19 protein-coding genes and 3 pseudogenes are annotated in these 25,975 nt (G+C 38.5%); 19 read left to right on the top strand and 3 right to left on the bottom strand.

Translation table 11 applies throughout. The features are described from left to right. Positions 1–37 precede the first annotated feature (37 nt). The 8 genes from secA (at position 38) to CVD23_RS16505 (ending at position 10,469) form a co-directional block, all read left to right on the top strand. Positions 38–2,551, top strand: coding sequence for a preprotein translocase subunit SecA (secA, locus tag CVD23_RS16540; protein WP_101666610.1), 2,514 nt, complete (start codon positions 38–40; stop codon positions 2,549–2,551). A gap of 121 nt (positions 2,552–2,672) precedes the next feature. Continuing rightward, positions 2,673–3,774, top strand: a protein-coding gene (prfB, locus tag CVD23_RS16535) for a peptide chain release factor 2 (protein ID WP_101577199.1) whose coding sequence is annotated in 2 segments (ribosomal slippage) — positions 2,673–2,744 and positions 2,746–3,774 — 1,101 coding nt in all. Because the reading frame shifts where the segments join, the coding sequence is not laid out codon by codon here. Between the two features lie 190 nt (positions 3,775–3,964). After that, on the top strand, positions 3,965–4,831 hold the full coding sequence (locus CVD23_RS16530; protein WP_101666609.1) for a YitT family protein: 867 nt from the start codon (positions 3,965–3,967) through the stop codon (positions 4,829–4,831). Positions 4,832–4,884: 53 nt separating this feature from the next. Next, the gene (gene cccB, locus CVD23_RS16525) at positions 4,885–5,226 is read left to right on the top strand and encodes a cytochrome c551 (protein ID WP_101577200.1); all 342 of its coding nucleotides are present in this window, start codon (positions 4,885–4,887) and stop codon (positions 5,224–5,226) included. 545 nt (positions 5,227–5,771) lie between these two features. Next, positions 5,772–6,458, top strand: coding sequence for a cell division ATP-binding protein FtsE (gene ftsE / locus CVD23_RS16520; RefSeq protein WP_101577201.1), 687 nt, complete (start codon positions 5,772–5,774; stop codon positions 6,456–6,458). Then, positions 6,448–7,341, top strand: a complete 894-nt coding sequence (ftsX, locus tag CVD23_RS16515) for a permease-like cell division protein FtsX (protein ID WP_101577202.1) — start codon at positions 6,448–6,450, stop codon at positions 7,339–7,341. The genes ftsE and ftsX overlap by 11 nt, the downstream gene beginning before the upstream one ends. Before the next feature lie 139 nt (positions 7,342–7,480). Then, entirely contained in the window at positions 7,481–8,767 is a 1,287-nt protein-coding gene (locus CVD23_RS16510; protein ID WP_101666608.1) for a murein hydrolase activator EnvC family protein, read from the top strand. Positions 8,768–9,017: 250 nt separating this feature from the next. After that, positions 9,018–10,469, top strand: coding sequence for a S41 family peptidase (locus CVD23_RS16505; RefSeq protein ID WP_101666607.1), 1,452 nt, complete (start codon positions 9,018–9,020; stop codon positions 10,467–10,469). A gap of 237 nt (positions 10,470–10,706) precedes the next feature. Here the strand turns inward: CVD23_RS16505 and CVD23_RS16500 are convergent, their stop codons facing one another. Continuing rightward, positions 10,707–11,432, bottom strand: coding sequence for a YqcI/YcgG family protein (locus tag CVD23_RS16500; protein WP_101577205.1), 726 nt, complete (start codon positions 11,430–11,432; stop codon positions 10,707–10,709). A gap of 197 nt (positions 11,433–11,629) precedes the next feature. Between CVD23_RS16500 and CVD23_RS16495 the strand changes: the two genes are divergently transcribed. The 3 genes from CVD23_RS16495 (at position 11,630) to CVD23_RS16485 (ending at position 14,771) form a co-directional block, all read left to right on the top strand. Beyond that, entirely contained in the window at positions 11,630–12,823 is a 1,194-nt protein-coding gene (locus CVD23_RS16495; RefSeq protein ID WP_101666606.1) for a PDZ domain-containing protein, read from the top strand. Between the two features lie 269 nt (positions 12,824–13,092). Further along, a complete protein-coding gene (locus CVD23_RS16490) occupies positions 13,093–13,926 on the top strand; it encodes a TniQ family protein (RefSeq protein ID WP_101666605.1) in 834 nt (277 codons plus the stop codon). A 17-nt stretch (positions 13,927–13,943) separates the two neighbouring features. After that, complete coding sequence (locus CVD23_RS16485) at positions 13,944–14,771, top strand: hypothetical protein (protein ID WP_142382908.1); 828 nt, start codon at positions 13,944–13,946, stop codon at positions 14,769–14,771. Between the two features lie 823 nt (positions 14,772–15,594). Here the strand turns inward: CVD23_RS16485 and CVD23_RS22920 are convergent. Next, positions 15,595–16,390 (bottom strand): annotated as a pseudogene (locus CVD23_RS22920) (transposase); the annotation flags it as partial. Positions 16,391–17,019: 629 nt separating this feature from the next. Between CVD23_RS22920 and CVD23_RS22040 the strand changes: the two are divergent. The 3 genes from CVD23_RS22040 (at position 17,020) to CVD23_RS16465 (ending at position 19,444) form a co-directional block, all read left to right on the top strand. Beyond that, positions 17,020–17,160, top strand: a complete 141-nt coding sequence (locus tag CVD23_RS22040) for a hypothetical protein (protein WP_180955695.1) — start codon at positions 17,020–17,022, stop codon at positions 17,158–17,160. Between the two features lies 1 nt (position 17,161). Beyond that, the gene (locus CVD23_RS16470) at positions 17,162–18,031 is read left to right on the top strand and encodes a hypothetical protein (protein ID WP_101666602.1); all 870 of its coding nucleotides are present in this window, start codon (positions 17,162–17,164) and stop codon (positions 18,029–18,031) included. Between the two features lie 408 nt (positions 18,032–18,439). Next, positions 18,440–19,444, top strand: coding sequence for a hypothetical protein (locus tag CVD23_RS16465; RefSeq protein ID WP_101666601.1), 1,005 nt, complete (start codon positions 18,440–18,442; stop codon positions 19,442–19,444). Positions 19,445–19,599: 155 nt separating this feature from the next. On the opposite strand, the pseudogene CVD23_RS16460 reads toward CVD23_RS16465, so the two are convergent. After that, positions 19,600–20,377, bottom strand: a pseudogene (locus CVD23_RS16460) (class I SAM-dependent methyltransferase). A gap of 138 nt (positions 20,378–20,515) precedes the next feature. Between CVD23_RS16460 and CVD23_RS16455 the strand changes: the two are divergent. From CVD23_RS16455 to CVD23_RS16435, 5 genes and pseudogenes are all read left to right on the top strand, one after another. Beyond that, a pseudogene (locus CVD23_RS16455) lies at positions 20,516–21,391 on the top strand (LysR family transcriptional regulator). Between the two features lie 262 nt (positions 21,392–21,653). Beyond that, on the top strand, positions 21,654–22,874 hold the full coding sequence (locus CVD23_RS16450) for an ROK family protein (protein WP_101666600.1): 1,221 nt from the start codon (positions 21,654–21,656) through the stop codon (positions 22,872–22,874). Between the two features lie 9 nt (positions 22,875–22,883). Then, positions 22,884–23,759, top strand: a complete 876-nt coding sequence (locus CVD23_RS16445; protein ID WP_101666599.1) for a carbohydrate ABC transporter permease — start codon at positions 22,884–22,886, stop codon at positions 23,757–23,759. Positions 23,760–23,881: 122 nt separating this feature from the next. After that, positions 23,882–24,643, top strand: coding sequence for a carbohydrate ABC transporter permease (locus tag CVD23_RS16440; RefSeq protein ID WP_374702647.1), 762 nt, complete (start codon positions 23,882–23,884; stop codon positions 24,641–24,643). Positions 24,644–24,658: 15 nt separating this feature from the next. After that, positions 24,659–25,933 (top strand): ABC transporter substrate-binding protein, encoded by a 1,275-nt coding sequence (locus CVD23_RS16435; RefSeq protein WP_257988580.1) that lies wholly within the window; start codon positions 24,659–24,661, stop codon positions 25,931–25,933. Positions 25,934–25,975: the final 42 nt, after the last annotated feature.

Here is a 25,975-nt window from a genome sequence, read left to right as displayed (position 1 = left end):
CCTCTCATATTTTTATAATAAAAAAGGAGCGTTTATCATGCTTGGAATTTTAAATAAAGTATTTGATCAAAATAAACGCGATTTAAAACGCCTGGCAAAGCTGGCTGATGAGGTAGACAGCCTTGCTCAGGATATGGAACAATTATCGGATGAAGATATTCGTCAGAAAACGGAGGAGTTTAAAGCCCGCTACCAAAAAGGCGAAGCACTTGAGAATTTGCTTCCTGAAGCATTTGCGGTGGTCCGAGAAGCAGCGAAGCGTGTGCTTGGCCTGTATCCTTACCATGTCCAGTTAATGGGGGGAGCTGCCCTCCATGACGGGAATATTGCCGAAATGAAAACCGGTGAAGGTAAAACGTTAACAGCGACCATGCCCGTTTATTTAAATGCGATTACTGGTAAAGGTGTTCACGTTATTACCGTCAACGAATACCTTGCCAGCCGTGATGCGACCGAAATGGGACGTCTTTATGAGTTTCTTGGCCTGACAGTCGGCCTGAATTTAAACGGCCTTTCGAAGGAAGAAAAGCAAGCGGCTTATGCAGCTGATATTACGTATGGTACAAATAATGAATTCGGGTTTGATTATTTGCGTGATAACATGGTGCTCTACAAGCATCAAAAGGTTCAGCGCCCGCTTTACTTTGCGGTCATTGATGAGGTTGACTCGATTTTAATCGATGAAGCGCGGACACCGTTGATCATTTCAGGAACTGCGCAAAAGTCTACTCAGCTTTATATTCAGGCAAATGCGTTTGTCAGGACGTTAACTAGAGACGATGATTACACATATGATGAAAAAACGAAGAGTGTACAGCTGACAGAGGAAGGGATGACGAAAGCCGAGAAGGCGTTCGGTATCGATAACTTGTTTGATATTTCACATGTCTCTTTAAACCACCACATCAGCCAGGCGCTTAAAGCTCATGCCAGCATGCATCTGGATGTGGATTATGTGGTTCAGGACGGCGAAATTGTGATTGTTGACCAATTTACCGGCCGCTTAATGAAAGGGCGCCGTTACAGCGACGGCCTCCATCAGGCAATTGAGGCAAAAGAAGGCCTTGAAGTCCAAAATGAAAGCATGACCCTCGCCACCATTACATTCCAGAATTACTTCCGTATGTATGAAAAACTTTCCGGGATGACCGGTACGGCGAAAACGGAAGAAGAGGAATTCCGCAATATTTACAATATGAATGTTATTGCGATCGCGACGAATAAGCCGATAATTCGTGATGACCGTGCAGACCTTATCTATGCTTCAATGGAAGGCAAATTCCGGGCTGTCGTCGAGGATATTGCCGAGCGTTACGAAAAAGGCCAGCCCGTTCTGGTTGGTACAGTGGCGATTGAAACATCTGAATTAATTTCCAAGCTTCTATCGAAAAAAGGCGTCCGCCACAATGTGCTCAATGCGAAAAACCATGGCCGTGAAGCCGAAATTATTGCGAATGCCGGTGAACGTGGAGCCGTCACGATTGCAACAAACATGGCCGGCCGCGGTACCGATATTAAGCTTGGTGAAGGTGTGGTAGACCTTGGCGGTTTGGCCGTTGTCGGTACGGAACGGCATGAGAGCCGCCGGATTGATAACCAGCTGCGCGGTCGTTCCGGACGTCAGGGAGACCCGGGGGTGACCCAGTTCTATCTTTCGATGGAGGATGAACTGATGCGCCGCTTCGGTTCTGACAATATGAAAGCGATGATGACTCGCCTTGGCATGGATGATTCCCAGCCGATCCAGAGCAAAATGGTTTCGAGAGCTGTCGAATCAGCGCAAAAACGCGTTGAAGGCAATAACTTTGATGCCCGTAAGCAGCTCCTTCAGTACGATGATGTTCTGCGCCAGCAGCGCGAAATTATTTACAAACAGCGCAACGAGGTATTGGAGTCGGAAAACCTGCGCGAGATTGTCGAAAATATGATTCATGGCGTGCTTTCCCGCCATGTTGAAGCCCATACGCCGGGTAATGAAGATCCGGAACAATGGGATCTGCAGGGCATTGTTGACTATGTCAACGGAAACCTTCTTAAGGAAGGCGACATTACAACCGATGATTTGCGCGGAAAAGAAGCTGAAGAAATCATCGAGATCATTTTTGCAAAAGTAAAAGACCGTTATGATGAGAAAGAATCTGTCCTGGACAATGAGCAAATGCGCGAATTTGAGAAGGTTATCGTTCTCCGTGCCGTTGACTCAAAATGGATGGATCATATTGATGCGATGGACCAGCTCCGCCAGGGTATTCACCTGCGCGCATATGGACAAACGGATCCACTCCGTGAATACCAGCACGAAGGCTTCGCTATGTTTGAAACTATGATTGAGTCAATTGAAGAAGATGTTGCAAAATACATCATGAAAGCGGAAATCCGCAATAACCTTGAGCGCCAGGAGGTTGCCAAAGGTCATGCGGTAAATCCTAAGGAAGATGGGGAAAAGGTCAAGAAAAAGCCGGTTGTCAAAGAAATTCAACTTGGCCGTAATGACCCATGCTACTGTGGAAGCGGCAAAAAATATAAAAACTGCCACGGAATTAGCGGATAAGCCAATACAATAAGCATGAAAAGAGGGCCAGGCAAGCTCTGCCGGCCCTCTTTTACCTGCCAGAGTATCTTTGCAGAGCTTCAAACGATATACTAATAAAAACTCTTAGAGGTGACCGAATATGGAATTAGCGGATATTCGCAATGAATTAGAAAAAACAGCTAAGAAATTAGCGGACTTTAGGGGGTCTCTTTGACCTTGAAAATAAAGAGGCCAGGATAGCAGAACTTGATGAAGTCATGCTGCAGCCCGGTTTTTGGGATGATCAGCAAAAAGCCCAGACCGTCATTAATGAAGGGAACGCATTAAAAGAGCTCGTCAATGAATTCAAAAGCCTTTATGAGACTTATGAAAATTTAGAGCTTACCTATGAGCTTGTTCGTGAAGAACCTGATGAGGAGCTACAGGAAGAGCTTTCTTCGGAAATGATCGAATTAAGAGACCGTCTAAACGACTTTGAACTCCAGCTTCTCCTAAGCGAGGAATATGATAAAAACAACGCCATTCTTGAACTTCATCCGGGAGCAGGCGGAACCGAATCCCAGGACTGGGGTTCCATGCTGCTGCGCATGTATACCCGCTGGGCCGAAAAGAAAGGCTTTAAAGTCGAAACCCTCGACTATCTTCCCGGAGATGAGGCGGGAATCAAGAGTGTCACGCTTGCGATCAAAGGGCATAATGCTTATGGTTACTTGAAAGCGGAAAAAGGCGTGCACCGTCTTGTCAGGATTTCCCCTTTTGATTCATCGGGGCGGCGCCATACTTCGTTCGCTTCCTGTGAAGTGATGCCTGAATTCAATGACGAGATTGAAATTGATATTCGTACCGAAGATTTGAAAATCGACACTTATAGGGCGAGCGGTGCCGGCGGACAGCATATCAATACAACCGATTCTGCCGTCCGGATTACGCATCTGCCGACCGGTGTTGTCGTTACTTGCCAAACAGAGCGTTCACAGATCAAGAACCGCGAGCATGCGATGAAAATGCTCAAGGCAAAATTATATCAACGCAAGATTGAAGAACAGGAACAAGAGCTTGCCGAAATCCGTGGCGAACAGAAGGAGATTGGCTGGGGCAGCCAAATCCGCTCGTACGTTTTCCATCCTTATTCAATGGTGAAAGATCACCGCACCAACACGGAAGTCGGTAACATCCAGGCCGTAATGGACGGTGAACTGGATGTGTTCATAAACGCCTATTTGCGATCAAGGTTAAACTAAATGGTAAAGCCTTTTGCTGGAATCTGGCAGAGGCTTTTTCTATTTGTTTACATTCCCTTAACAGCACTGCTTAAAAATGAGGTTTAACCCTTTAACACGGCAATACAACGCCATTTACACAAAATCATCTTCCATGCTATACTCACTTTCGGTCGAGAGAAAGTGTAAATTTAAAGGAGTAAACCAGGAAATGAAGCGAAAGCGTACTACATATACAAATCATCCATTATTAGCGAGGATCATAGAGTATTTCTATGTTTTAGTTGGATCAGCAATTGTGGCAATTGCCTTTAATGTCTTCCTGCTGCCAAACCGGGTGGCTTCGGGTGGTGTGAGCGGAATCAGTACAATTCTTAATGCCGTGATAGGGTGGGAGCCTGCTTATGTGCAATGGGCTTTTAATATTCCGCTCTTTGTTGCCGGGTTAATCTTTCTTGGCAAGCAATTTGGGGCAAAAACGCTTGCCGGTACGATCTTCTTGCCGCTTGTCGTATTCCTATCCAACGATCTAGAACCATGGACCAGCGATCCTTTGCTTGGCTCTTTATTCGGCGGCATTGGTGTCGGGCTTGGTCTCGGAATTGTCTTTCGCGGAAAAGCATCAACAGGCGGAACGGATTTAGCTGCGCAAATCATTCATAAGTATACAGGCTTTTCGCTTGGCAGAAGCGTTGCCCTCATTGACGGTCTAATAGTCTTGTCGGCCGCGATCGTCTTTGATATCGAAAGTGGTTTATATGCTTTAATAGGGCTTTATGTAACGAGTAAAACGATTGATTTCGTCCAAGTAGGCTTGGGACGATCAAAGATGGCGATGATTATTACAAACAGGCAGGACGAAGTCCGTGAAGCCATTTTGATTAAAATAGACCGGGGTGTGACAAAACTATCAGCATATGGTGGTTTTACGGACCATGAGAGGCCAATCTTAATGTGTGTCGTCGATCAAACTGAGTTCACAAAATTGAAACAACTAGTAAAAAGCATTGATCCAACTGCATTTGTGATTGTTATGGATGCTGCAGAGGTATTGGGAGAGGGTTTCAAACGAGCATGAGATTGGTATAATGTAACTGTACTATGCAATTTTTAACTCTCGGGGGGATATTAGTGAAAAAGAAGTTGCTCGCTTTAATGATGGGTACTGCTCTTGTGTTGGCTGCCTGTGGAGGCGGCGATGAAGCTGCTGATGACAAAGCAACAAAAGATGGCGAAGAAACAACAACAGCCAGCGGCGGAGATGCTGAAAAGCTTTATAACCAAAAATGTTTACAATGCCACGGGGAAAACCTCGAGGGTGGAGCAGGCCCTGCTCTCGATAAAGTAGGCGCTGATCTATCAAAAGAAGATATTGAAACGATTATTGCTGAGGGAAAAGGAATCATGCCGGCTGGAGCATTAAAAGGTGAAGAAGCCTCGACTGTTGCCGACTGGCTGGCAGCAAAAAAATAAGTGAATAAAGCCCGAAAAACGTTCTGTATATAGCAGAACGTTTTTTATATTAGAAAAATAGTATTTTTTAAGGACCTTGTCATGAAATAATAAATGGTAGAACCTTCACTAACTGTCTTGCTGTTAAGAAAAATCTTCGTCTTTTTGCCCCTTTTTTATAAATCTCCCAATTCGGATGAAATTATTTGTTACATTACTGTTACGTAAATGTCATATTAGTAACATTAAAAATGCGATTTTAAAAATTTTTTGTAGAATATTGGCTTAAAGATAGAATGGAAAATTAAAATTATAATAGATTTATTAACCAACAGAGGAAAAATGTAGTTATTTCGTACTAAAATGAAATGAAAATGTAATATTTATTCGGTTTATTTGACAATTTATGATGTTATAATAGTCTAGGCAAGAGGCGAAAAGGCTTGTTGCTATTGTCTAGTTATGTGCCACGGATAAGAAATTTGTCGAAATCGACGAAGATTGTCAAAAGATGTAAAATGATAAAATCTTATTGGCATATATTTTAAGTTCAGGTGATGGTATAAATGATAGAAATGCAATCAGTTTTTAAAAAGTACCCAAACGGTGTGATCGCCGTTAACGGAATAGATGTGACAATTAAGCAAGGCGAATTTGTATATGTAGTTGGTCCAAGTGGTGCGGGGAAATCTACTTTCATTAAAATGATGTATCGTGAGGAAAAACCTTCAAAAGGGGCGATCCTGATTAATGGAATAGACCTTGGGAAACTAAAGCCCAAAAAGGTTCCGCTATTGCGCCGAAACATAGGCGTTGTTTTTCAAGACTTTAAATTGCTTCCGACATTAAGCGTCTATGAAAACGTCGCGTTTGCCTTAGAGGTTATCGAAGAACAGCCGAAACAAATAAAGAAGCGCGTTTTGGAGACGCTCGAGCTTGTTGGATTAAAACATAAAGCAAGAATGCTTCCAACCGAGCTTTCAGGTGGCGAGCAGCAGCGTGTTTCGATCGCCCGTTCGATTGTTAACGCTCCTAAGTTAGTAATTGCCGATGAACCAACCGGAAACCTTGACCCTGATACATCATGGGAAATTATGAACATATTTGATGAAATCAACACGAGAGGGACGACCGTGGTCATGGCAACACATAATAAGGAAATTGTTAATACGATCACCCATCGTGTTATTGCGATTGAGAACGGGAAAATTGCCCGGGATGAACAGAGGGGGGAATACGGCTATGAAAGCTAGAACCCTTCGCCGTCATGTTAGAGAGAGCTTTAAAAGTTTGGGAAGAAACGGCTGGATGACCTTTGCGTCAGTCAGCGCCGTTACCGTAACATTAATTTTAGTTGGCGTCTTTTTCGTTATTATGATGAATCTCAATAAAGTAGCTACAACTATTGAAGAGAACGTCGAAATTCGCGTGCACATCGATATCGCTGCCACTGAGCAGGACCAAGAGGTTTTAAAGCAACAGATTGAACAGATTCCCGAGGTGAGCAGCACTACATATTCACCAAAAGAAAAAGAACTGACTAATCTGATCGAAAGCCTTGGAGAAGAAGGGGAAATATTCCAGTTGTTTGAACAGGATAACCCATTGAACGATGTATTTATCGTAAAAACGAAAAATCCAACAGACACAATGGCTGTTGCAAAGAAAATTGAGAAGATGCAGTACGCTTCAAATGTTAAATATGGACAAGGCTCCATAGAAAAGCTATTTGCATTTATCGAAACGAGCCGCAATGTTGGGCTTGTGCTAATAATCGGTTTATTATTTACCGCGATGTTTCTGATTTCAAATACGATCAAGATCACGATCGTAGCGAGAAGAAAAGAAATTGAGATTATGAAATTGGTAGGAGCAACCAATTCCTTTATCCGCTGGCCATTCTTTTTAGAAGGGTTGTGGCTTGGAATTCTTGGCTCAATTGTGCCAATTGCGATTATTGCCGTTACTTATCGCTATGCTTACGACTATATCGAACCAAGATTAACTAACCATTTTATTAAGCTTCTTGAATTTAATCCATTCGTTTACCAAGTTGCGGGGCTTCTCATTTTAATGGGAGCGATCATCGGAATTTGGGGCAGCTTAATGTCAGTACGCAAGTTTTTAAAAGTGTAGAAAGCTTGTGACCTCAGGTCGGGGTCTGTGAAGTAAGCCTTCTGCGCATTCATTGTATAGACGAATTAACTGGGGCCAAAGGTTCACCATTGTATGAGATTAGTAGATCAACCTGGAAGTCGAAAGGAGAATTCGGAATTTGAAACATTCATTATTAACTCTCACGGTTGTTGCAACTGTGGGAATGGGGAGTATTTTAACAGGGGCAGGTGCTAGTCCAGCATTAGCATCTACAAAATTACAAGAATTAGAGAATCAGAAGAAAGCCCTCCAGCAGGAACGTTCAGGCATTAATTCCGGAATTAATGAAGCAGAAGGTCAAATAAACCAACTGCAGGGACAGCAGGATAATGTTCAAAATGAAATTCAGCAAATTGAACTTGTAATAAACGATACGAACAGTAAAATCGCAGAAAAAGAGGGTCAAATTGAAGCAACAAAAGTCGAAATTGAAAAGCTTCAAGGTGAGATCCAAGTATTAATGGAAAGAATCGAAAAGAGAAATCAAATGCTCAAGGACCGGGCCCGTTCATTCCAGGAAACTGGCGGCTCAGTCAGCTATGTTGATGTGTTAATGGGCGCACAAAGCTTTAGTGATTTTATCGACCGTGTCGGAGCAGTAACGACGATTGTTGAGGCGGACCAGGGTATTCTTCGTCAGCATCGTGAAGACAAAGAACTTCTTGAGAAAAAGCAGACAGAAGTCCAACAGCAACTTGCAGACCTTGAAAAAATGCATGCAGATTTGGAAAACATGAGACAACAGCTTGATTCTCAAAAAGCTGAACAAAATAGACTGATGGCAAGCCTTGAACAGCAGGAACATGAAGCGCATGAATATAAGATGAGTCTCGAAGAAGAGGCCGAGATTAAAGCTTCACAAGAAGCAGCTATACAACAAGTAATTAAAATGGAACAGGATCGTATTGCAGCGGAAGAAAGAAAACGAAAAGAGCAGGAAGCAGCAGCTGCCAGGGCGAAATCCCAAGGAAGCAGCGGTGGAAGTGTTGCGGCACAACCACCAGTATCAAGTGGCGCATTTACCAGACCTGCAAGTGGATACGTCTCATCCGGATTTGGTCAGCGTGGTGGAAAGCTCCATGCCGGAGTTGATATCGCCAAAGGTGGAAGTGTTCCAATTGTTGCGGCAGCTGATGGAGTAGTGTATCGTTCTGCATTTTCTAGCAGCTACGGAAATGTAATTTATATTGCCCATTCAATTAATGGACAAACTTTTACAACCGTGTATGCTCATCTAAGCAGCTTGGGAGTTCCAAATGGAGCGGTAGTTCAAAAAGGGCAGCAAATCGGTATGATGGGTAATACGGGTGACTCTGATGGACAACACTTGCACTTTGAACTTCATAAAGGATATTGGGATGGACAGAAAAATGCTATAAATCCAGCTGGTTATGTCCCATTGTAAGCATCTCAGGAAGAAGCTCTATGCTTCTTCCTTTTTTCTTTTGACAAAAATCCTAACCATATATGATTCTGATACCCTGTCACCAAAATTTAAAAACTTGTAATCTCCCAAGAAAGAGTATTTATTATTGTTCATAACTCGTCCCAGTCCACATATATTGATATAGACAGGGAGCTGATGTGAATCTCTACTAGAATGGAGTATTCAGGGAAACCCCGCTTAATGTATTGTTGGAGAAAGAGGGGAAGCTATGAACAATAAATGGATCGCACTTTTAATGGCCGGTTCGTTGTTTCTTGGTTCTGCGGGTACCTATGCTGTAGTGAACTGGCAAGGTACGCCGCAAGAAACTAACGAGGCCCATCAATCAGCGAAAAGATCGCAGGTAGAAGAGAGTACAAGCTTTGTTGATCTGGAAAAAGTGAGTCAGGCCTATAATTTGATTTTAAATCGCTATGTGGAAAAAGTTGACGAAGAGCAGCTAATCGAAGGGGCAGTACAGGGCATGCTGTCCACACTTGAAGATCCATACTCTGTTTATATGGACAAAGAAACGTCCAGCCAGTTTAATCAAACCTTAGAATCAACCTTTGAAGGAATTGGTGCCGAAGTCAGTATCGTAGACGGTAAAGTTGTGATTGTTGCGCCGTTTAAAGATTCTCCTGCGGAAAAAGCAGGAGTTAAGCCGAATGATGAAATTTTAAAAGTGGACGGTGAAAGTGTCAAAGGACTGGATCTGTATGAAACGACTGTAAAGATCCGCGGTGAAAAGGGTACAAAGGTCGAACTGGAAATTGCGAGGCAAGGATTGAAGGATCCGTTGAAGCTTGAGATAGAACGTGATGAAATACCGCAAATTACCGTTTATGCTGATGTGAAAAAGCAGAATGGCAAACAGATTGGCTATATTGAACTCACCTCTTTTTCGAAAAACACAGCAGCAGAATTTCAAAAGGAATTGAATTTGATGGAAAAAAGAGGCATTGACGGGCTGGCTATTGATGTTCGCGGTAACCCAGGCGGCCTGTTAACAAGTGTCGATGAAATTTTAAAGCAGCTTATTACAGATGAAAAACCTTACGTGCAAATAGAACAACGGGACGGTGAAAAAGATCGATACTTTTCTAATTTGAAAAAGAAAAAGGATTACCCAATTGCTGTATTAATCGATAAAGGAAGCGCGTCTGCAGCAGAAATTTTGGCAGGTGCTTTAAAAGAAGCGGGCGGTTACGCGTTAATCGGCGAAACGACTTTTGGAAAAGGAACGGTTCAGCAGCCCGTACAGATGGCGGACGGAAGCACGATTAAATTAACACTCTTCAAATGGCTGACTCCGGACGGCAACTGGATTCATAACAAAGGGATTGAACCGACAGTCAAAGTCAGCCAGTCGGAAATATTCCAGACACATCCGCTCAAATTGGAAGAGCCACTAAAAAAAGACATGAACAATGAACAGGTTAAAAATATCCAGCAAATGCTTGATGGGCTAGGCTTTGCTCCCGGACGGAGAGACGGTTATTTCAATGCTGGCACAGTTACGGCAGTAAAAGCATTCCAACAGCAGCAAAAAATCAAGCCAACGGGCATCATCGACCAAAAAACCGCCTCGGCCCTTGAAGCAGCTGTTATCAAAGAAATAAAGAAAGAAGAAAATGATTTTCAACTCCAAACGGCCTTACGCCATCTTGCGAAAAAATGATAGAAACAAAGCTTTTATGAAAAGTAGATTTTAAAAAGGCCTTCCGCCATGTGGAAAGCCTTTTTGGCTGCTTATTGGTAGAATCGCGGGTGCATTTTATCTATGAGAGTGGAGATATATTCCGACAGTTAAAAATTTAATTCGCGATTTAGTCAGTATATGCGCGAAAACTTTTCTCCGCGATCAAAGAAACATATGTGGAACTGAAACAGGGTTAATATGTTGCCAAACCAATGATTATTTATGATGAAATGGGCATTTCCCTTCGATCGGTTTAATGTCATCGCCGATAAAGTACTGCTTCCATTCACGATGCTCAGGGTCGCCGTAGTGGCTAATATTCGGGTGTTTCGGAAGCTGGTCCCATTTCTCGACTCTTTCTCTCACCTTTTCCCGTGACATGATTCCGCCCGGCGATGTTCCTTCAAGTCCTTCAAAAATCCTTCGTGGCTGAAATCCAAGAATAAGGCTGTTTCCAAGGTCACGCGTCTTTCGCTGCTTGTAGGCCGGTGCATTGCCGAACACAAAGAATGGCTCATTTGCGAAAGAAAATGCCCAAAGATAGTGGTCGGGGTCTGTCGGGTAGTCTTTCGGCCATGGCTTAGAGTCTTTTTCATGCAGGTACTGAAGAAGATTCCAGAAATATTCTCTATAGTATTCAAGCGACTTTTCCTCTTTTTCCGGTTCAACAAATAAAAAGAGCCCATGCCTTATTAATTTGGGAGCATTAAACAGGTCAATGAACGCCTCGATTGTTCCCGGAAGTTCGGACCAGTTATCATGAGTGATATATGAGTAACGGAGTTCGCCCCTTTTTTCTGCCGTCATTCCAAAAGTGCATGGAAATGTTTTATCTGTAACCGTTTTGTTAAATGTAGCGTACTCGCGAATGACCCAATCTGGAACGATCTCAGGATTGGTCATATCCTCTTTTTCTAGTAAAAACTCATTGGCCGTGTGCATTGACTCACCTCTTTAAATTTATGTTTGGTGTAATTCCCGTTTGAAAAAGAAAATAAACATTTGAGGAGATTCACAAATTTATTCGGTTTGCAAAAACTAGCAATAGGTTTTAAGTTGTTGGTTTGGTAAAATAGGCTTTAATAGAATGTTTTTAATACACACAATTAAGAGGATTATCATAGAGGCTGGTGACTAGGTTGGCACAAGCGTGGTTAATTGAATTATTAAAAGGGACAGGTAAATTATTGCTCAACCCTGTGTTTTACTATCTTTTCCTATTGGCTGCTATATTGGGAGTTTCCCGGGTGAAACGGGAAAGGAAGAACTTTCATGTCCGTGTGGAGAATGCCTATTTTGAATTGCGGCAGCTTTTGCCGACAGGCGCCGTTATTGGAATAGCCATCTCTATCATTTCATTGGCAGCCGGGCTTGTCATTCCGTTTGAAGCCGTCCTGTTAACCGCATGTGCTACAATACTCGCGAGTATCACAACAAAAGTGCGGTTGATTTCACCTGCTTATACGGTTGGTGCGGCATTTTTCGCCTTCATATTAGCGGTCAATCAAAACTGGTCGATCCCATACTTTCCGGATCTGTTTGCTTCACTTGAGAATGGCATTTATCCTGCCATTGCAGTATTACTATCGCTATTAATCATTGGAGAAGGCGTCCTTATTTTAAAAAATGGCCAAAAGGGAACCTCGCCGAAGCTTATAAAAAGTAAGCGTGGGCAGTCAGTCGGAGTTCATGAAGTAAAAAGACTGTGGATGCTGCCTGTGTTCCTTGTAATCCCCGGTGATGCTATTTCAGCCCTATTTGAGTGGTGGCCGATTTTTACATTAGGAGGCAAGGAGTTTTCGTTTATCCTAGTTCCGTTTGCTGTTGGATTCTACCAGCAAATTCAAGGCATGCTTCCAAAAGAAGCCGTGAAGTTAGTTGGAAAAAGAGTGATTGTCCTAGGAGTAATTACCTTAATCTTTGCAGGAGCCGGATATTGGTGGCCTATCATTTCGATAGCAGTTGTCGCTTTAGCCGTGCTCGGCCGCGAAGTGCTCACTTTAAGGGATCGCCTTTCAGAAGAGAACAAACCATTCTACTTTTCGAAACGAAACAAGGGCCTGATGATTCTCGGGATTATTCTCGATTCACCCGCACACAAAATGGCCTTGCAGGTAGGCGAGCTGATAACAAAGGTCAATGGCATTCAGGTCAATGATGAAAAGGCCTTCTATGAGGCAGTTCAGCGAAACCGCGCCCATTGCAAGCTTGAAATTCTTGATGTGAACGGCGAGATTCGTTTCGTTCAGCGTGCGTTATACGAAGGCGACCACCATGAGCTTGGGATTCTGTTTGTGCAGGAAGAGAAGAAGTGGGGTACTGAGGCGGTTTGATGTAATTTTTCATAAAACTCCGGAATTGCTCTATAATTTACTGGAATGGTTTTCAATATTAACTGGAATACCATCTTAAACTAACGGAATGGGATATTAAAATTTATTTTGGAAATTATTTTAATTAAGCAGACAGTTGACTAATAGTTATTTAAGAATGGCTCACGAATCATACTTCTGAGCCTTTTATATTTCTCTCAACAAAGTTACTTGTTCACTATTAAAGTTGCTTATAGGGGAAAATCTAACAATGAGGGGTTTGATTCTTTATGAGGTTTTTAATTGTACCAACACCTTATGAGAATGAAAGTCTAGTTAGTTTTATAGGTAGAGTATCGATTGAGAATAAGTTTGACACTGCCGCATGGATATTTAGAGAATTAGACTTAACAGATATAAGAGTTACACACTTTAACCCCAATAATATCTCTCTCCGAAAGTTAAATGAATTAACAGGGATCAAGGAAACAGAATTATGGAAATTAACTCTTTGCAATGAATTAAATTATGCAGAGAATAATACTATGTTGAATAAAATATTATTTTCAAACGGTCTTGTGAGTTTAAAAGTAAAAATTTGTCCTTTGTGCCTAAAAGAAAAAAAATTTTGTTCAAAGATATGGGATATAAAAATATATACTACCTGTGCTATTCATTCTGTAGAACTTATTACAAGTTGCCCGAGTTGCAATAAAGGTATTTATCACCTAAGAGGGAACCTATACAAATGTTCATGTGGTTTGGACTATCGAGATATAAATATAAATAACATTAATAATGAACTTAATCTACAAAGATCTATTATGATTCATAGTAAATTTGATAATAATATATCCATAAGTAAAAATAATAAAGTTAAATATTTATTTTCAGATTTGGATATAAGCTCAATTATGCTTATTTATCATATATTTTATAGGATATATTTTATTTATATTATAAAAAAAAGGCGGTTTCAGGTTCCGTTTATTATGAATGAAAATAACAATAATGCAATAAATTGGATTGATAAGATATTTTCTTATTGGCCAAATAATTTTTTGAATTTTCTTCACGGTATAGTACTCTTCCTAAAAATACTGAGTATAAAAGTGGTTTGTTAAATAAGAGCTTTGGTCTGTTGTATGAAAATTTATATGAAAAAGCATATAAAAATAAACTTGACCCTCTAGTGAGCGAGTTTGAAAATTATTTACTTAACTTTTGGGATAACAGTAATCTATCCATTCAAAGGAACTTAAATTACGACGAAAATAAATCTAATTTTATATCCTTTAAGAGGGCGAGGGAAAAATATAAGCTTTCAGAAGGAAATTTAGATAAATTATTATCTACTGGCTATATCAATTACAGGAAAGTAAATAAGAACATACTTATTAATAAGCAAAACCTTGAACGTTTTTTAGAATTAGAAATGTTCAATTTAAGAGAAGTAGCCCAATATTTAAATGTAGATCAAAAAGTGATTGCAGATTTTGAGAGTGCAGGTTTTTTTAAACTAATGAGAGGTTCAAAGATAGATGGGCATCCAAGTAACCGATATTTAAGGGAAGACGTAATCCAATTTATTGAGAGTATTGAAAAGAATATTAGTTATTTACCTAAAGGGGAATTAACTAAGGATCTTGTTAGTTTAAAAAATATTTATAGACATTTAAAGGGGGGATTTAGGTTATCTGATATTATTGTCTTTATAATGGAGGGACATATTCGACCTTATTCTATAGTTGGAGAAAGTGAGAAAGGTTTAAATCGTTTTCTCATAAACACAAGGGAACTTGATGATTTTTGTTATTATTATAAAATTAAAAATGAATTCGGTACTTTTTCGTTAAGTGAGATATCGAAATTTTTAGAGATCCCTTATCCCTTTATAGAAAGAATTGTAAATAATTATAATCTTATAGAAAGAAATGGAAAAAACTCTTCGGTATTAGTTGTATTATAAAGATACTTATGTAACACTGGAAACTTTGGCTCTGGAATTAAATATTGATTATCAATTATTACTAAAAAAACTTAAGGAAAATAAAATAATGCCAGTCGAAGACTGTTTCTATAATAAAAGAAAAATATACCTTAGAAATGATATAAAAGATGTGGATTTATTAAATTGAGAGGAAACTGAGCTATCAGAAGTACATATGGGCCAGTTCCTAGGTGGCATTGCTTCAAAGTGGAATAGGTTTGCAAATAGTTTTTTGGCGCCTGAACACTTGAATGTTGTACAATATTCCTCAATAACTTTGAATTAATTGAAGTATTTGATGAACAATCCTAAACAAAAGAAAGGTTATTTATGAAATAATGTACTTAATTTAAAGGGTGCGTTGACCCAGGAAGGATTAACCGCCTCGTACATGAATCCCTTATTATGCTCCCTTAGTAAGATACGATTATCTCCTAAATACTCACGTAATTCGCAGGGTTTCAAATCACTTAATCAGAATTGAGAGGACTTTTGAAGGGCTTTATTAGCGTTTTGGCTATATCAAGGGTACTTAAATAAAGGATTTATGAATAAATTCAATCATTTCCATATACTGCAAATTTTCTCCGCGCTACCCCTGGAGGTTTTCACTCCCATGTCTCAACGGTCAAATGCCCTTTCATCTCTTCGTTACACCTATCCAAGTGGTAGAGGCCGGTCTTTCTAAAGGAATGGGTCAGAGCCCTTTTGCACAATAAATCCGGTACTCGTACATTCTTTGAAGTCCTGCGAATAAGGCAATATTCAAAAGGTTTGTTCTTAAAATTCTTTATTGATCAATTTAATATTCGGCAGCTGTTGATGTAACTGGGTGTATTTTCTCAGGATGATAGGAATCATTCTTTCTCGCCATTCCCACTAAGACTCTTGTGAGTTTATGTATTAATTTCATTATGGATTTCATTTTCTTCATCTTTTTTACTTTGACATTATTAGCGTGCAGTTCTTTAAAATTTGGGTTATTCATTACAAGACTCATAGTGGCTAAGTATAAGAAACGTCTTAAGCGTGGCCTTCCACGTTTAGAGATGACAATTTGGCCTTTCCATTTTTCAGAACTAGTCTCTGAAAGATGCAATCCAGCATGACGCAACAATGAATTCCCGTGGTCAAATCCACTCAGATCTCCTGATTCTCCTAGAATACCTGTAAGAGCGATTTCGCTAATCCCTTTAATTGCAAGTAAGTTCTTTGCGAAAGGTATGCGTTTGAGAACATCAGTGATTTCCTTTTCTACTCGCTTAAGTTGTGCAGTTGCTAGGTCAAACTCTTCAATTAACTGTTCCAGGTGTAGTTTATAAGCATCGAGTGCCGACTGAATGCACCTATTTCAATTAACGCTTGTGCTTTTTTACCCTAGGTTTTCTTTTCATTTGGGATATCCAACCTTCAACGATATCGAGTGCTTTCATGGAACGTAGTTCAAGTGGTGTAGGGAATAGGCGCAGTGTTGCCATAGCCCCTTTGCCTTTAACATCTTTGAATACCTGTCGAAGTTCCGGAAAAACAATATCGACCTAACGGTTGATTTGATTGATGGCACTTACAAGTCTCTTAACCGTCATATCACGATTAGACTAACAAGCGAAGCTATGGAATTACAGGAAGGTATAGTGGTTACTCGTGAGTAAAACTGGGGGAGAGATATTAATGAATCTGGTCATTGGCCTATATGTGGCTAACATGGGGAAAGTGAAGCTTAAGCCTTGTTAGATAAAGACCAGCCTTTTCGAAAAAGCTTCAGGATGAAAAATATCACGGACGATTTAGATTCTTTTATCTTTTTTTGAAAGGGATAGAGCGAAAGACTAGTTTCAGACCACAAAAACCGAGGGTCAAGATTTTAGACAATCCTCGAGAGATTTTTATCTTTAACTAAAAAAACATCCCTAAAGGATGCTTGTTCTTCCGTCAATTGACAATATTCAGTCAATATGATAAGTTAAAAGATGGAAGAAGTATAAAATACAACAAACTTTACGACACTTTATTCACTAAAGAATGGTATGTATTTTTTTATCGCTAAAAACAATATATAAGAAAGTACAACTAATTGCAACTATGTAATGAAAGTGTAATGTTATGTTTGCATTTTGTTCGTATTTCACCATTCATTGTGAAGTCGCCCGTAGGAGGATAGTTCATTAGGGAATTTTGTATTTATATCTTTATCCAAAACTATAAAACTACCGAAAGGGAGATATTGATGGAAAACAATCAAGGAAAACAGAAGGGGCATCAGGACCCTAAACCTGAATACGGGAACGACCAGAAAGGTCACAATGGCGGAAAGGACAAGCCTAGAATCCCGACAAAGCCAGGCACTTCTCATTCTTGGGTAAAGTAAGATGAAAAAGGAAATTATTGAACAGTTACAAGAGGTATTTCCTGTTCAATGGTTCCCGAATCCACTTCATGACCATAAAGGTATGGGTTGGTTTCTCTTGGAAATCAACCCATTACCTCCAAGTGATGAACTAAAAATGGTTGTTTCAGATATCATTAGAGACAAATTGGTGGATGTTTCATGGGGACAGGTACTTCATTCTGAAGAATGTAAAGCGAATCATCAAGTACCTCAAGCAATAAACAGAGTGCTCGGTCATTTAGAAAACCAAAAATTCTTGGTGGCTGTTCATCCAGGATTAAAAGGCGTTTACGGCGAACAACCAATTGCGACTGCTTTAGAGCCGAGAATCAATTATGAATTATATCCAGATCATCCGCACTTAAATGTCGGTCAAATGATAAATTTAAACGGCAAAAAGTTTTTCTTGTCTGATTCATTTTGTTATACGGATAACCCGAATGAACTTGGTGACAACTCCTACGATCGTTTGTTGGCAGCATTTTGCAAAATCACCATATGGGTATTAAGGCACCAAATATGGCTGGCAACAAGGGAAGAGGGAATAAAAGGCGAATGGATCGGTTCTGAGTCTCCGCCATTAAAGCCGAAAGAATACCCAAAATTTCTTAATCCAGCAGGCAAGTGCCGATGTGGCAAAGACGAGACTTATTATAACTGCCATATGCCGTCTGACATAAAACAGGACGCGACCGCACTTGCTAAGAAGAGGAAGCAAACTGTAGAAATGGTTAAGAGGAACCTTATGAACCAACAACTAAAGGATTGGAAACATAATAGAGGGTTACCGCATAACTCTGTGTTGGAAGAGCTTGAATCGGTAATGTTAAAGAAAATAAAACCTCGGTAACCCGAGGTTTTAATGTTTATTGCCACAATAAAATAAAGCTATTTTCATTCATAAACAGCTCCAATTGTCTGGAATAGACCCCGGTTGATTCAAATAAAATATGTGGCTGTTTACCATAACCTTCAATTAATTTGTCGACCCTCTCCTTCAAGTTTTCATTGTTAGGCCGTGAATGCTTAATTCTCCTTTATAAATACACTTTTTCATTGTGTTGTAAATAACCATGTAACTCTTTTAATGACTATATCCGTTGAAATCATCATTCTGGTTGATGCACCCGCCTCTGTTGATGATTGCCGTAGATTCCTTATTAAACATACGGGAGGTTAGTGCAAGAAGGTAATATAATCAATGTCATTGATATTAAAAACAAAAACAAAATAATAACTAGGAGTTGCTGTACAAGATATGTATTATGTGAGAATTGTCTTTTTAATCAATGAGGGATATGATTTTGATACCGAGGATGAATTCATTCTGTTTGAGTCCGGAAGTGTTGTATGTAGGGTGAAGATTGATCGTAGATTTGAAAAGCTAAAAGTGATAATGTCATATGGTGGATTTGAAGATAGAGAAATAGCTGAAATAGAGGGAAACAAGCTTTTTTATAGTGTGAAAAAGTCTTTTATTAAAAAAGGAATTCCAATCAATATCTCAGGTGGTCTTGGTGTATTAGATACAACCCAAATATCATTTGCCACTGGAGAAATCACAGAATACGGATTAAAGAATATAGAGATGATATTTCCCCAATCAGCTAACAAAACAGTAAAAAATGAACTGTTAGGAATGGGAATTTATCAATTAGATGAAGATATATCTGAAGTGAAATTTTTAAGTCAAAGTGTTAAGGCACAATTGACAACCCAATTTCCTGAAATAGAAGTTGCTGAATATATAGAAGACGAAAAAATAAATATTGCCTATTCATTACTAAATTCTAGTAATGCAATTAATGATTTAAGAGCTAGTTTTTTATTAAAGGTATCTTCTATCGAATCATTAGTATCTGAGGATTCCTATAAAGATGACTCTTATTGTTACTTCATTAAGCAAATCAATAAATCAATTACAATGGAAAATATAAATATTGATATCGATATTCCTGAAAAGGAAAAACAAAAAATAATTCAGAGTATTAAAAGTTCAATTGGATTACTAAAGAAAAAAACAATTGGTGAAAAGTGTAGAGAATTAATTAAGGGTTGTAATTTTAAAAAAAATTATAATGGTAAAAATGCTATTACTTTTTTTGATGAATGTTATAAGATTCGGAGTGAGTTTGTTCATACTGGAACATATAAAACTGGCGTTTCTGAAATACAAAAAATCCGCGAGTTAGAAACATATAAAATGGAGCTAAATCGTTTAATTATTGATGTATTAGATTATTACGAAAGGAATACTATATGAATTAATTGTAAGGAAAAATAATTGTTAAGTTTTTTGAACTATCAGGGTCGATTGCTAAAAAAAGCAATCGCTTTTTACTAACGGGGCAGGTTAGTGAAAGAAGACTTAGGACAAATAATAAAGGAAGGAAACGAGTTGATTCCTTCCTTTATCATTTATGATTTTACTCCGATTACACAAATTCTTTTATAATCAGCAATCCAATTACCATCTTTATATAAAATTTCTTTTAAATTTCTTTCAACTTTTGTAATTATTTTCATTTTTTATAGGTTCACAGACACCATTGAACAGATGATTACCGAACATTTCAATCGAGTTTTTTAATCCATTAGCTCCATCTAATTGAGTTGGTCTATCAAAATGCTGAGCAAAAGTCACTCTGAATCCTACTTTTTCCATTAAAGTCGAATATTCAGCAATACTTGGATAAAACCAAGGAAATTGTTCCTTTTTAAATTCTAATCCTGCTGCTTTTATTTGCTGAATGATTTCTTCTATTATCGTTTGAACATTTCCTTTTCCTCCGAATTCAGCAACAAACTTTCCACCTCTTCTTAAAGATTTATAAATACAATATAGTGCTTGGCTTGGTGGTTTTACCCAATGTAGTGTTGCATTTGAGAATACTGCATCAAATTCCTCGTTATATTCTAATTCAGTTGCATCTTCAACTTTAAATTTTATATTTGGATATTTATTTATTGCTTGAGTAACCATATTTTCAGATTTATCTATACCTACAACATCTACTTTGAAATCATATAATTTTTTTGCTAAGTCTCCTGTTCCACAACCAAGATCAAGAATTTTTTCTCCTTCCTTGGGAGCTAATAATTCAACTAAACTATTCCCATACTTTGATACAAATGAGTGTTTTATATCATATAAATTTGCATTCCAACTGTCCTTTTTATGTTTGACAACATTCACATCTAATCTCTCCTTAAATTAGTTATTCACCGCAACTGTGTATTTTTGTTAATTAGATTATAATAAAAAAGTTAAATAAAGAATATTAACAAAATTAGATTAAATTAATAACCAACCGTTATTATCAAGGAGGTTTAAATGGATATTAGATGGTTAAAAACATTTATTATTGCAGCTGAGAATGAAAATTTTCGTAAAACGGCAGAAGAACTTTTTTTAACTCAACCAGCTATAACAAAACACATAAGAAGACTTGAGGAGAATCTAAACGTTCAGTTATTTAACAGAACAGGGAAATCAATTGTTCTTACACCAGCAGGTTATAAATTTCTTCCATATGCAAAGGAGATAATTACTAAATATGAGCAAGGATTAGATGAATTTGAATCGTGGAAGCAGGGCTATAAAAGAAAACTTATTATTGCAACTGCACCACAAATTGCTTCGTCTGTATTGCCTTCCATTTTACGAAGTTTTATGAATAATAATCCCGATATAGAGGTTTTATTAAATGTTCTTAAATCCTATGAAATAGGTGAGGAAATTAGTGCAGGAAGGGCTGACATTGGATTATCAAGAATAGAGCCAATACAGACAAATATAAATTAGCACAAGACTCACGAAGAGCCTGTGATTTTAGTAGGACCTTATATTGATGAAAACGTGTATCAGTACAATGAAAAGACAATATTAGAAAAATACAGGTTGATTACTCATAACCACCCTGAATATTGGGATACTCTCTTGATCGAAATTAAAAGGAATTATCCAAATGTTAGAACGATGAAAGTTAATCAAATTGAAATTACTAAACGTTTTATTGAGCAAGGGCTTGGAATTTCATATTTACCATATTCTATGGTTAGGGAAGAAATAAGTATGAAAAAATTGAAAGAAATAAAGTCAGATAAAATCAATCTACCCTTTTCATCAACATATATTTTAACAAAGATAGAAACAAGTGAAACCTGTGCATTTATTAGATTTTTTAAAGAAAAAATTTCAAAGTTTTAATCTCTAAGTACATTTTCTTTCCCTTCGTCTTTAACAGGTCAGATTCTTCAAGGGTAAGATCATTTTTTTATTATAAAAGAAAGTTTGTGAATTATTACACTTAAACTAAAGGGTGCTAATGTTCAATAAGAAGAACAGATGACTACTAAATCAGCAGTCTATTTATTTTACACAAAATTGTCGAAAAATATCGAAAAAACTTACTTGCTTCATTGAAGAAAGTAAGTTACGCTTTAATTAGTAAATTATGGAGATGGATTATATGAATGGACTTAGGAAAGGCAGTAAGGATCTAATCAAAGAAATTAACCGTTCCATAGTAATTAACTTAATCAGGAAGTCAGGCAGAATCAGCAGGTCTGATGTTTCTAAAATTACCAAAATGAGTTTATCGACAATTACTTATATTGTTGATGAACTGATGGCTGTTGATTTAGTGAGAGAAGTAGGTGTAGCTACTTCAACTGGTGGCAGGAGACCGGTTCTACTTGAGTTTAATGCGGATTATGGCTATACGGTTGGGGTGAAGATTGAGGAGAAAAGAGTATTATTCGCTTTAACCAATTTAAATGCCGACATTTTGGATTTAGTAGAAAAGAAGTTTAACAGATTTGATAATATCCAGGATGTTGTAGCGATGATAGCTGGTGAAATTAAGAAGCTTTTACAAATTGCTGATAAGCCAATGGAGCAACTTATGGGTATTGGAATCGCAGCTTCTGGATTAATTAACCGCCAGGAAGGGACGATTGTTAGATCATCAATGCTGGGATGGGAGAAAGTACCTTTATGTCAATTATTAAGCGAGCAGCTGAACAACATCCCTGTATTCATTGATAAAAATGTCAACGCTTACACCATGGCTGAATTATGGTATGGAGAAGGAAAGGAACTATCAAACTTCGTCTGTATGTCTGTTGGTGCCGGCTTAGGTATGTCCCTGGTGGTCGATAAGAAAATTTACTATGGAGAATCAGGGGGAGCTGGTGAGTTTGGCCATACGGTAATGAAGATTGGCGGGTATCCTTGTCACTGCGGACAAAAGGGTTGCCTTGAAATGTATGCATCTGAATTCTTTCTATTTAACCGAGGCAGTGAAATAAAAGAAAGCTACCCTGAAACAATTATTGAAGATTTTTCATTTGAAGAAGTATCCACTGCAGCAGAAAAAGGTGACGCACTAGCAATCGAGCTGATGAATTCATTTGGTGAGAACCTTGGATACGGAATACTAAATGCAATTAACGCACTTAATCCCCATACAATTTTACTTATTGGAGAAGGAATGAAATACAAGCACTTATTCCTGAATGCCGCTGTAAATATTGCGAAAGTGAATTTTTTCTCGGCAGCGAAGATCCAAACAGAAATTAGACCAACACAACTTGGAGATGATTCATGGTTAAAAGGAGCGGCTTTACTTGCAATCACACATTTGTTCCAAGCTCCGATTTATGAAGAATCTAAATCTATATTAAATTGAGGTGAGAACATGGTTGGAATGACAAAGAAAAAGACAGCCTTTTGGGTAGCTGTGTTCCTTTTGCCCAATTTAATAGGTTTCTTAACTTTTATCGTTTTCCCGCTTTTATCATCATTAGCCATTAGCTTTACGAACTGGGACCTAATATCCACTATGGAATTCGTCGGTATTGATAATTATAAACACCTAATGGCTGACAAAGAATTCTGGGCAGCGTTTACCCATACGGTAACTTTCATTATTGGATATTTACCTTTAGTGATGATTTTCGGATTGGCTTGTGCTCTGCTGCTTAATCGAAAAGTAAAATTTAGAGCCTTTTTCAGAGCTGCGTATTTTTTACCCGTAGTTACATCCTGGGTTGCCGTATCTCTTGTCTGGAAATGGCTGTTTAACCCGAGTTACGGTTTAATAAATTACTTCTTATCATTTGTTGGTATTGAGGGGCTGAATTGGCTCCAGGATGAAAATCTTGCAATGCCAGCTATCATCATCACAAGTGTCTGGAAAGACATTGGTTTTGTTATGGTACTTTTCTTGGGCGGCCTGCAAAATATTTCAACCTCCTACTACGAAGCCGCAGAAATCGATGGGGCAAATTCCTGGAAGAAATTCTGGAATATCACCCTCCCGCTTTTGACACCTACGACATTTTTTGTAACCATCATTTCTTTAATTAACTCATTCCAAGTTTTTGACCAGGTCATGATCATGACTGAAGGCGGCCCTGGCGGCGCTACAAATGTGCTAGTTCAAAACATATACAATCATGCTTTCCGGTATTTTGAAATGGGCTACGCTTCCGCAATGTCATGGATTTTATTCATAGTCATATTTGTGATTACTTTGATCCAGATGAAAATGCAGAAAAGGTGGGCGGATTGAATATGGGAATGAATACGGTTACAAAACAGTCAACTGTCCTTCAGAAACAATATCAACTTACAAGTCTCAGGATATTTAAAAAAAGTTTACTATACATCGTTTTAATCTTAGGTGCAATTGCAATGCTGCTTCCTTTTCTATGGATGATTTCAACTTCATTAAAGAATCAAGGAGCAACTATGGTCTTTCCACCACAGTTTATCCCTGATAATACAACCTTTCAAAACTATAAGGATGTGACCGGGGTATTCCCAATGCTTCACTTTTTGGGAAACTCCTTGTTAGTAGCGGTTCTCACAACTTTGGGCCAATTGCTTTTATGTTCAATGGCAGCATATGCGTTTGCCAGGATGCAATTTGGGGGCAGGGATAAACTTTTCCTGTTATACCTGGCAACTATGATGGTTCCGGCACAGGTCACGATGATACCACAGTTTATTTTAATGAAAAACTTTGGTTGGCTAGATACATATCAGGCACTGATCGTCCCAGGATTATTTAGTGTTTTTGGAACCTTTTTGTTAAGGCAGGCATTCTTGTCCATTCCGAAAGAACTTGAAGAGGCTGCATTCATGGATGGTGCCAATCATTTTTCAATATTTTGGCGTGTAATCATGCCGTTGTCTAAACCTACACTCGCGACTTTAGGCATCTTTTCATTCATGCAATCATGGAACAATTACTTATGGCCACTTATTGTAATCAATGATAAAAGCTTTGCTACTTTGCCGCTAGGATTATCTCTTCTGCAAGGGAGGTGGGAAACGAATTGGAACATGATGATGGCAGGTGTAGTCATTAGTGTTTTGCCAATACTTGCAGTCTATCTATTTGCACAGAAGTACTTTATTCAAGGAATGACAATGAGTGGAATGAAAGAATAATAAGGGGGAATTAGGATGACTCAGAAAAAGCTTATTTCGGCTATTGTTTTACTATTTATGCTTACTTTTACAGTATTGGCAGGATGTTCTGATTCGGAAAAAAGTTCTGGAGACAGCAAAGATGAAAAGGTAACCATCAATTACTTTACGTTTTCACCAGGTACTGACCATGAAAAAGACCTTCAGGATATGATCAGTGCTTTTGAAAAGCAAAATCCTAATGTGAAAGTAGATTATGAGATTGCTGCTTATGATGATTATTTTACGAAACTGCAAACCATGATAGCTGGCGGTAAAGCACCGGATGTATTTGAGCTTAACTATGAAAACTTCGTTAGTTATGCCTCAAAGGGAGCTTTGGCAGACCTATCTAAATACATTGAAGAAGATAAAGACTTTGATCCATCTAAATTAAATCAAGAAGCATATAAAGCTTATCAATACGAAGGAAAGCAATATGGAATGGTAGAGAGCTTTTCAAACGTTGTCACTTTCTACAATAAAGACTTGTTTGATAAAGCAAAAGTAGATTATCCAACTGCAGATTGGAAATGGGAAGATGAATTAGCTGCAGCTCAGAAAATCACAAATAAGGATGAAAAGATCTGGGGTACTTATGCACCGATTCAGTTCCATGAATTCTATAAAGTCATTGCTCAGAATGGTGGATCTGTATTCAATGAAGATAAATCAGAAGTAACAATCGATAGCCCTGAAAATGCAGAAGCTCTTCAATATATGGTTGATAAGCTGAACAAATATAAAGTAACTCCTTCTGTAGGTGATCTATCTGGCCAGTCACCAGAAGATTTATTTAAGAATGGTCAAATTGGAATCCTGCATACTGGAATCTGGATGCTATCCGCTTTTAAAGATGCACCATTCAAATGGGATATTGCACTTGAAGCAGGCAATACACAAAAGGCTCACCACTTCTTCGCAAATGGATTAGCAGTTTCAAAGGACTCGGATGCTCAAAATGCTGCATATAAATTTGCACGCTTCATGAGCGCTAGTGACGAAGCGGCAGAAATTCGAATTGCAAGTTCATGGGAACTTCCAGCAATCACAAATGAAGAGATTTTAAAGCCTTACCTGGAACAAAGCCCTCCAGAAAGCAGGGAAGTTATTTTTGAAGCCATGGATACGCTTGTTTTACCTCCAGTAATTGAAGATTGGAGTAAAATGAGTGACCTGATCACTAAGGAACTAGAAAATGTGGTGAATGGTAAAAAGAGCCCTGAAGAAGCATTAAAAGTTATGCAGGGAGAATTAGAGAAGTTGAAGTAATCAAATCTGGAGAAGGATATCTAGTCATCCTCATATCCTTCT

Source organism: Bacillus sp. V33-4 (assembly GCF_002860225.1).
In the GTDB taxonomy this organism is placed as follows: Bacteria; Bacillota; Bacilli; order Bacillales; family Cytobacillaceae; genus Bacillus_BJ; species Bacillus_BJ canaveralius.
This window is presented reverse-complemented; position numbering and strand designations above follow the sequence as displayed.

What these genes read in the sequence shown, in the direction of transcription:
- secA (WP_101666610.1), top strand. Translation starts at nt 38, where the DNA reads ATGCTTGGAATTTTAAATAAAGTATTTGATCAAAATAAACGCGATTTA.
- CVD23_RS16530 (WP_101666609.1), top strand. Translation starts at nt 3,965, where the DNA reads ATGAAGCGAAAGCGTACTACATATACAAATCATCCATTATTAGCGAGG.
- CVD23_RS16440 (WP_374702647.1), top strand. Translation starts at nt 23,882, where the DNA reads ATGCTGCTTCCTTTTCTATGGATGATTTCAACTTCATTAAAGAATCAA.
- ftsX (WP_101577202.1), top strand. Translation starts at nt 6,448, where the DNA reads ATGAAAGCTAGAACCCTTCGCCGTCATGTTAGAGAGAGCTTTAAAAGT.
- CVD23_RS16490 (WP_101666605.1), top strand. Translation starts at nt 13,093, where the DNA reads ATGAGGTTTTTAATTGTACCAACACCTTATGAGAATGAAAGTCTAGTT.
- CVD23_RS16500 (WP_101577205.1), bottom strand. Translation starts at nt 11,432, where the DNA reads ATGCACACGGCCAATGAGTTTTTACTAGAAAAAGAGGATATGACCAAT.
- CVD23_RS16450 (WP_101666600.1), top strand. Translation starts at nt 21,654, where the DNA reads ATGAATGGACTTAGGAAAGGCAGTAAGGATCTAATCAAAGAAATTAAC.
- CVD23_RS22040 (WP_180955695.1), top strand. Translation starts at nt 17,020, where the DNA reads ATGGAAAACAATCAAGGAAAACAGAAGGGGCATCAGGACCCTAAACCT.
- CVD23_RS16465 (WP_101666601.1), top strand. Translation starts at nt 18,440, where the DNA reads ATGTATTATGTGAGAATTGTCTTTTTAATCAATGAGGGATATGATTTT.
- CVD23_RS16470 (WP_101666602.1), top strand. Translation starts at nt 17,162, where the DNA reads ATGAAAAAGGAAATTATTGAACAGTTACAAGAGGTATTTCCTGTTCAA.
- CVD23_RS16445 (WP_101666599.1), top strand. Translation starts at nt 22,884, where the DNA reads ATGGTTGGAATGACAAAGAAAAAGACAGCCTTTTGGGTAGCTGTGTTC.
- CVD23_RS16435 (WP_257988580.1), top strand. Translation starts at nt 24,659, where the DNA reads ATGACTCAGAAAAAGCTTATTTCGGCTATTGTTTTACTATTTATGCTT.
- ftsE (WP_101577201.1), top strand. Translation starts at nt 5,772, where the DNA reads ATGATAGAAATGCAATCAGTTTTTAAAAAGTACCCAAACGGTGTGATC.
- CVD23_RS16505 (WP_101666607.1), top strand. Translation starts at nt 9,018, where the DNA reads ATGAACAATAAATGGATCGCACTTTTAATGGCCGGTTCGTTGTTTCTT.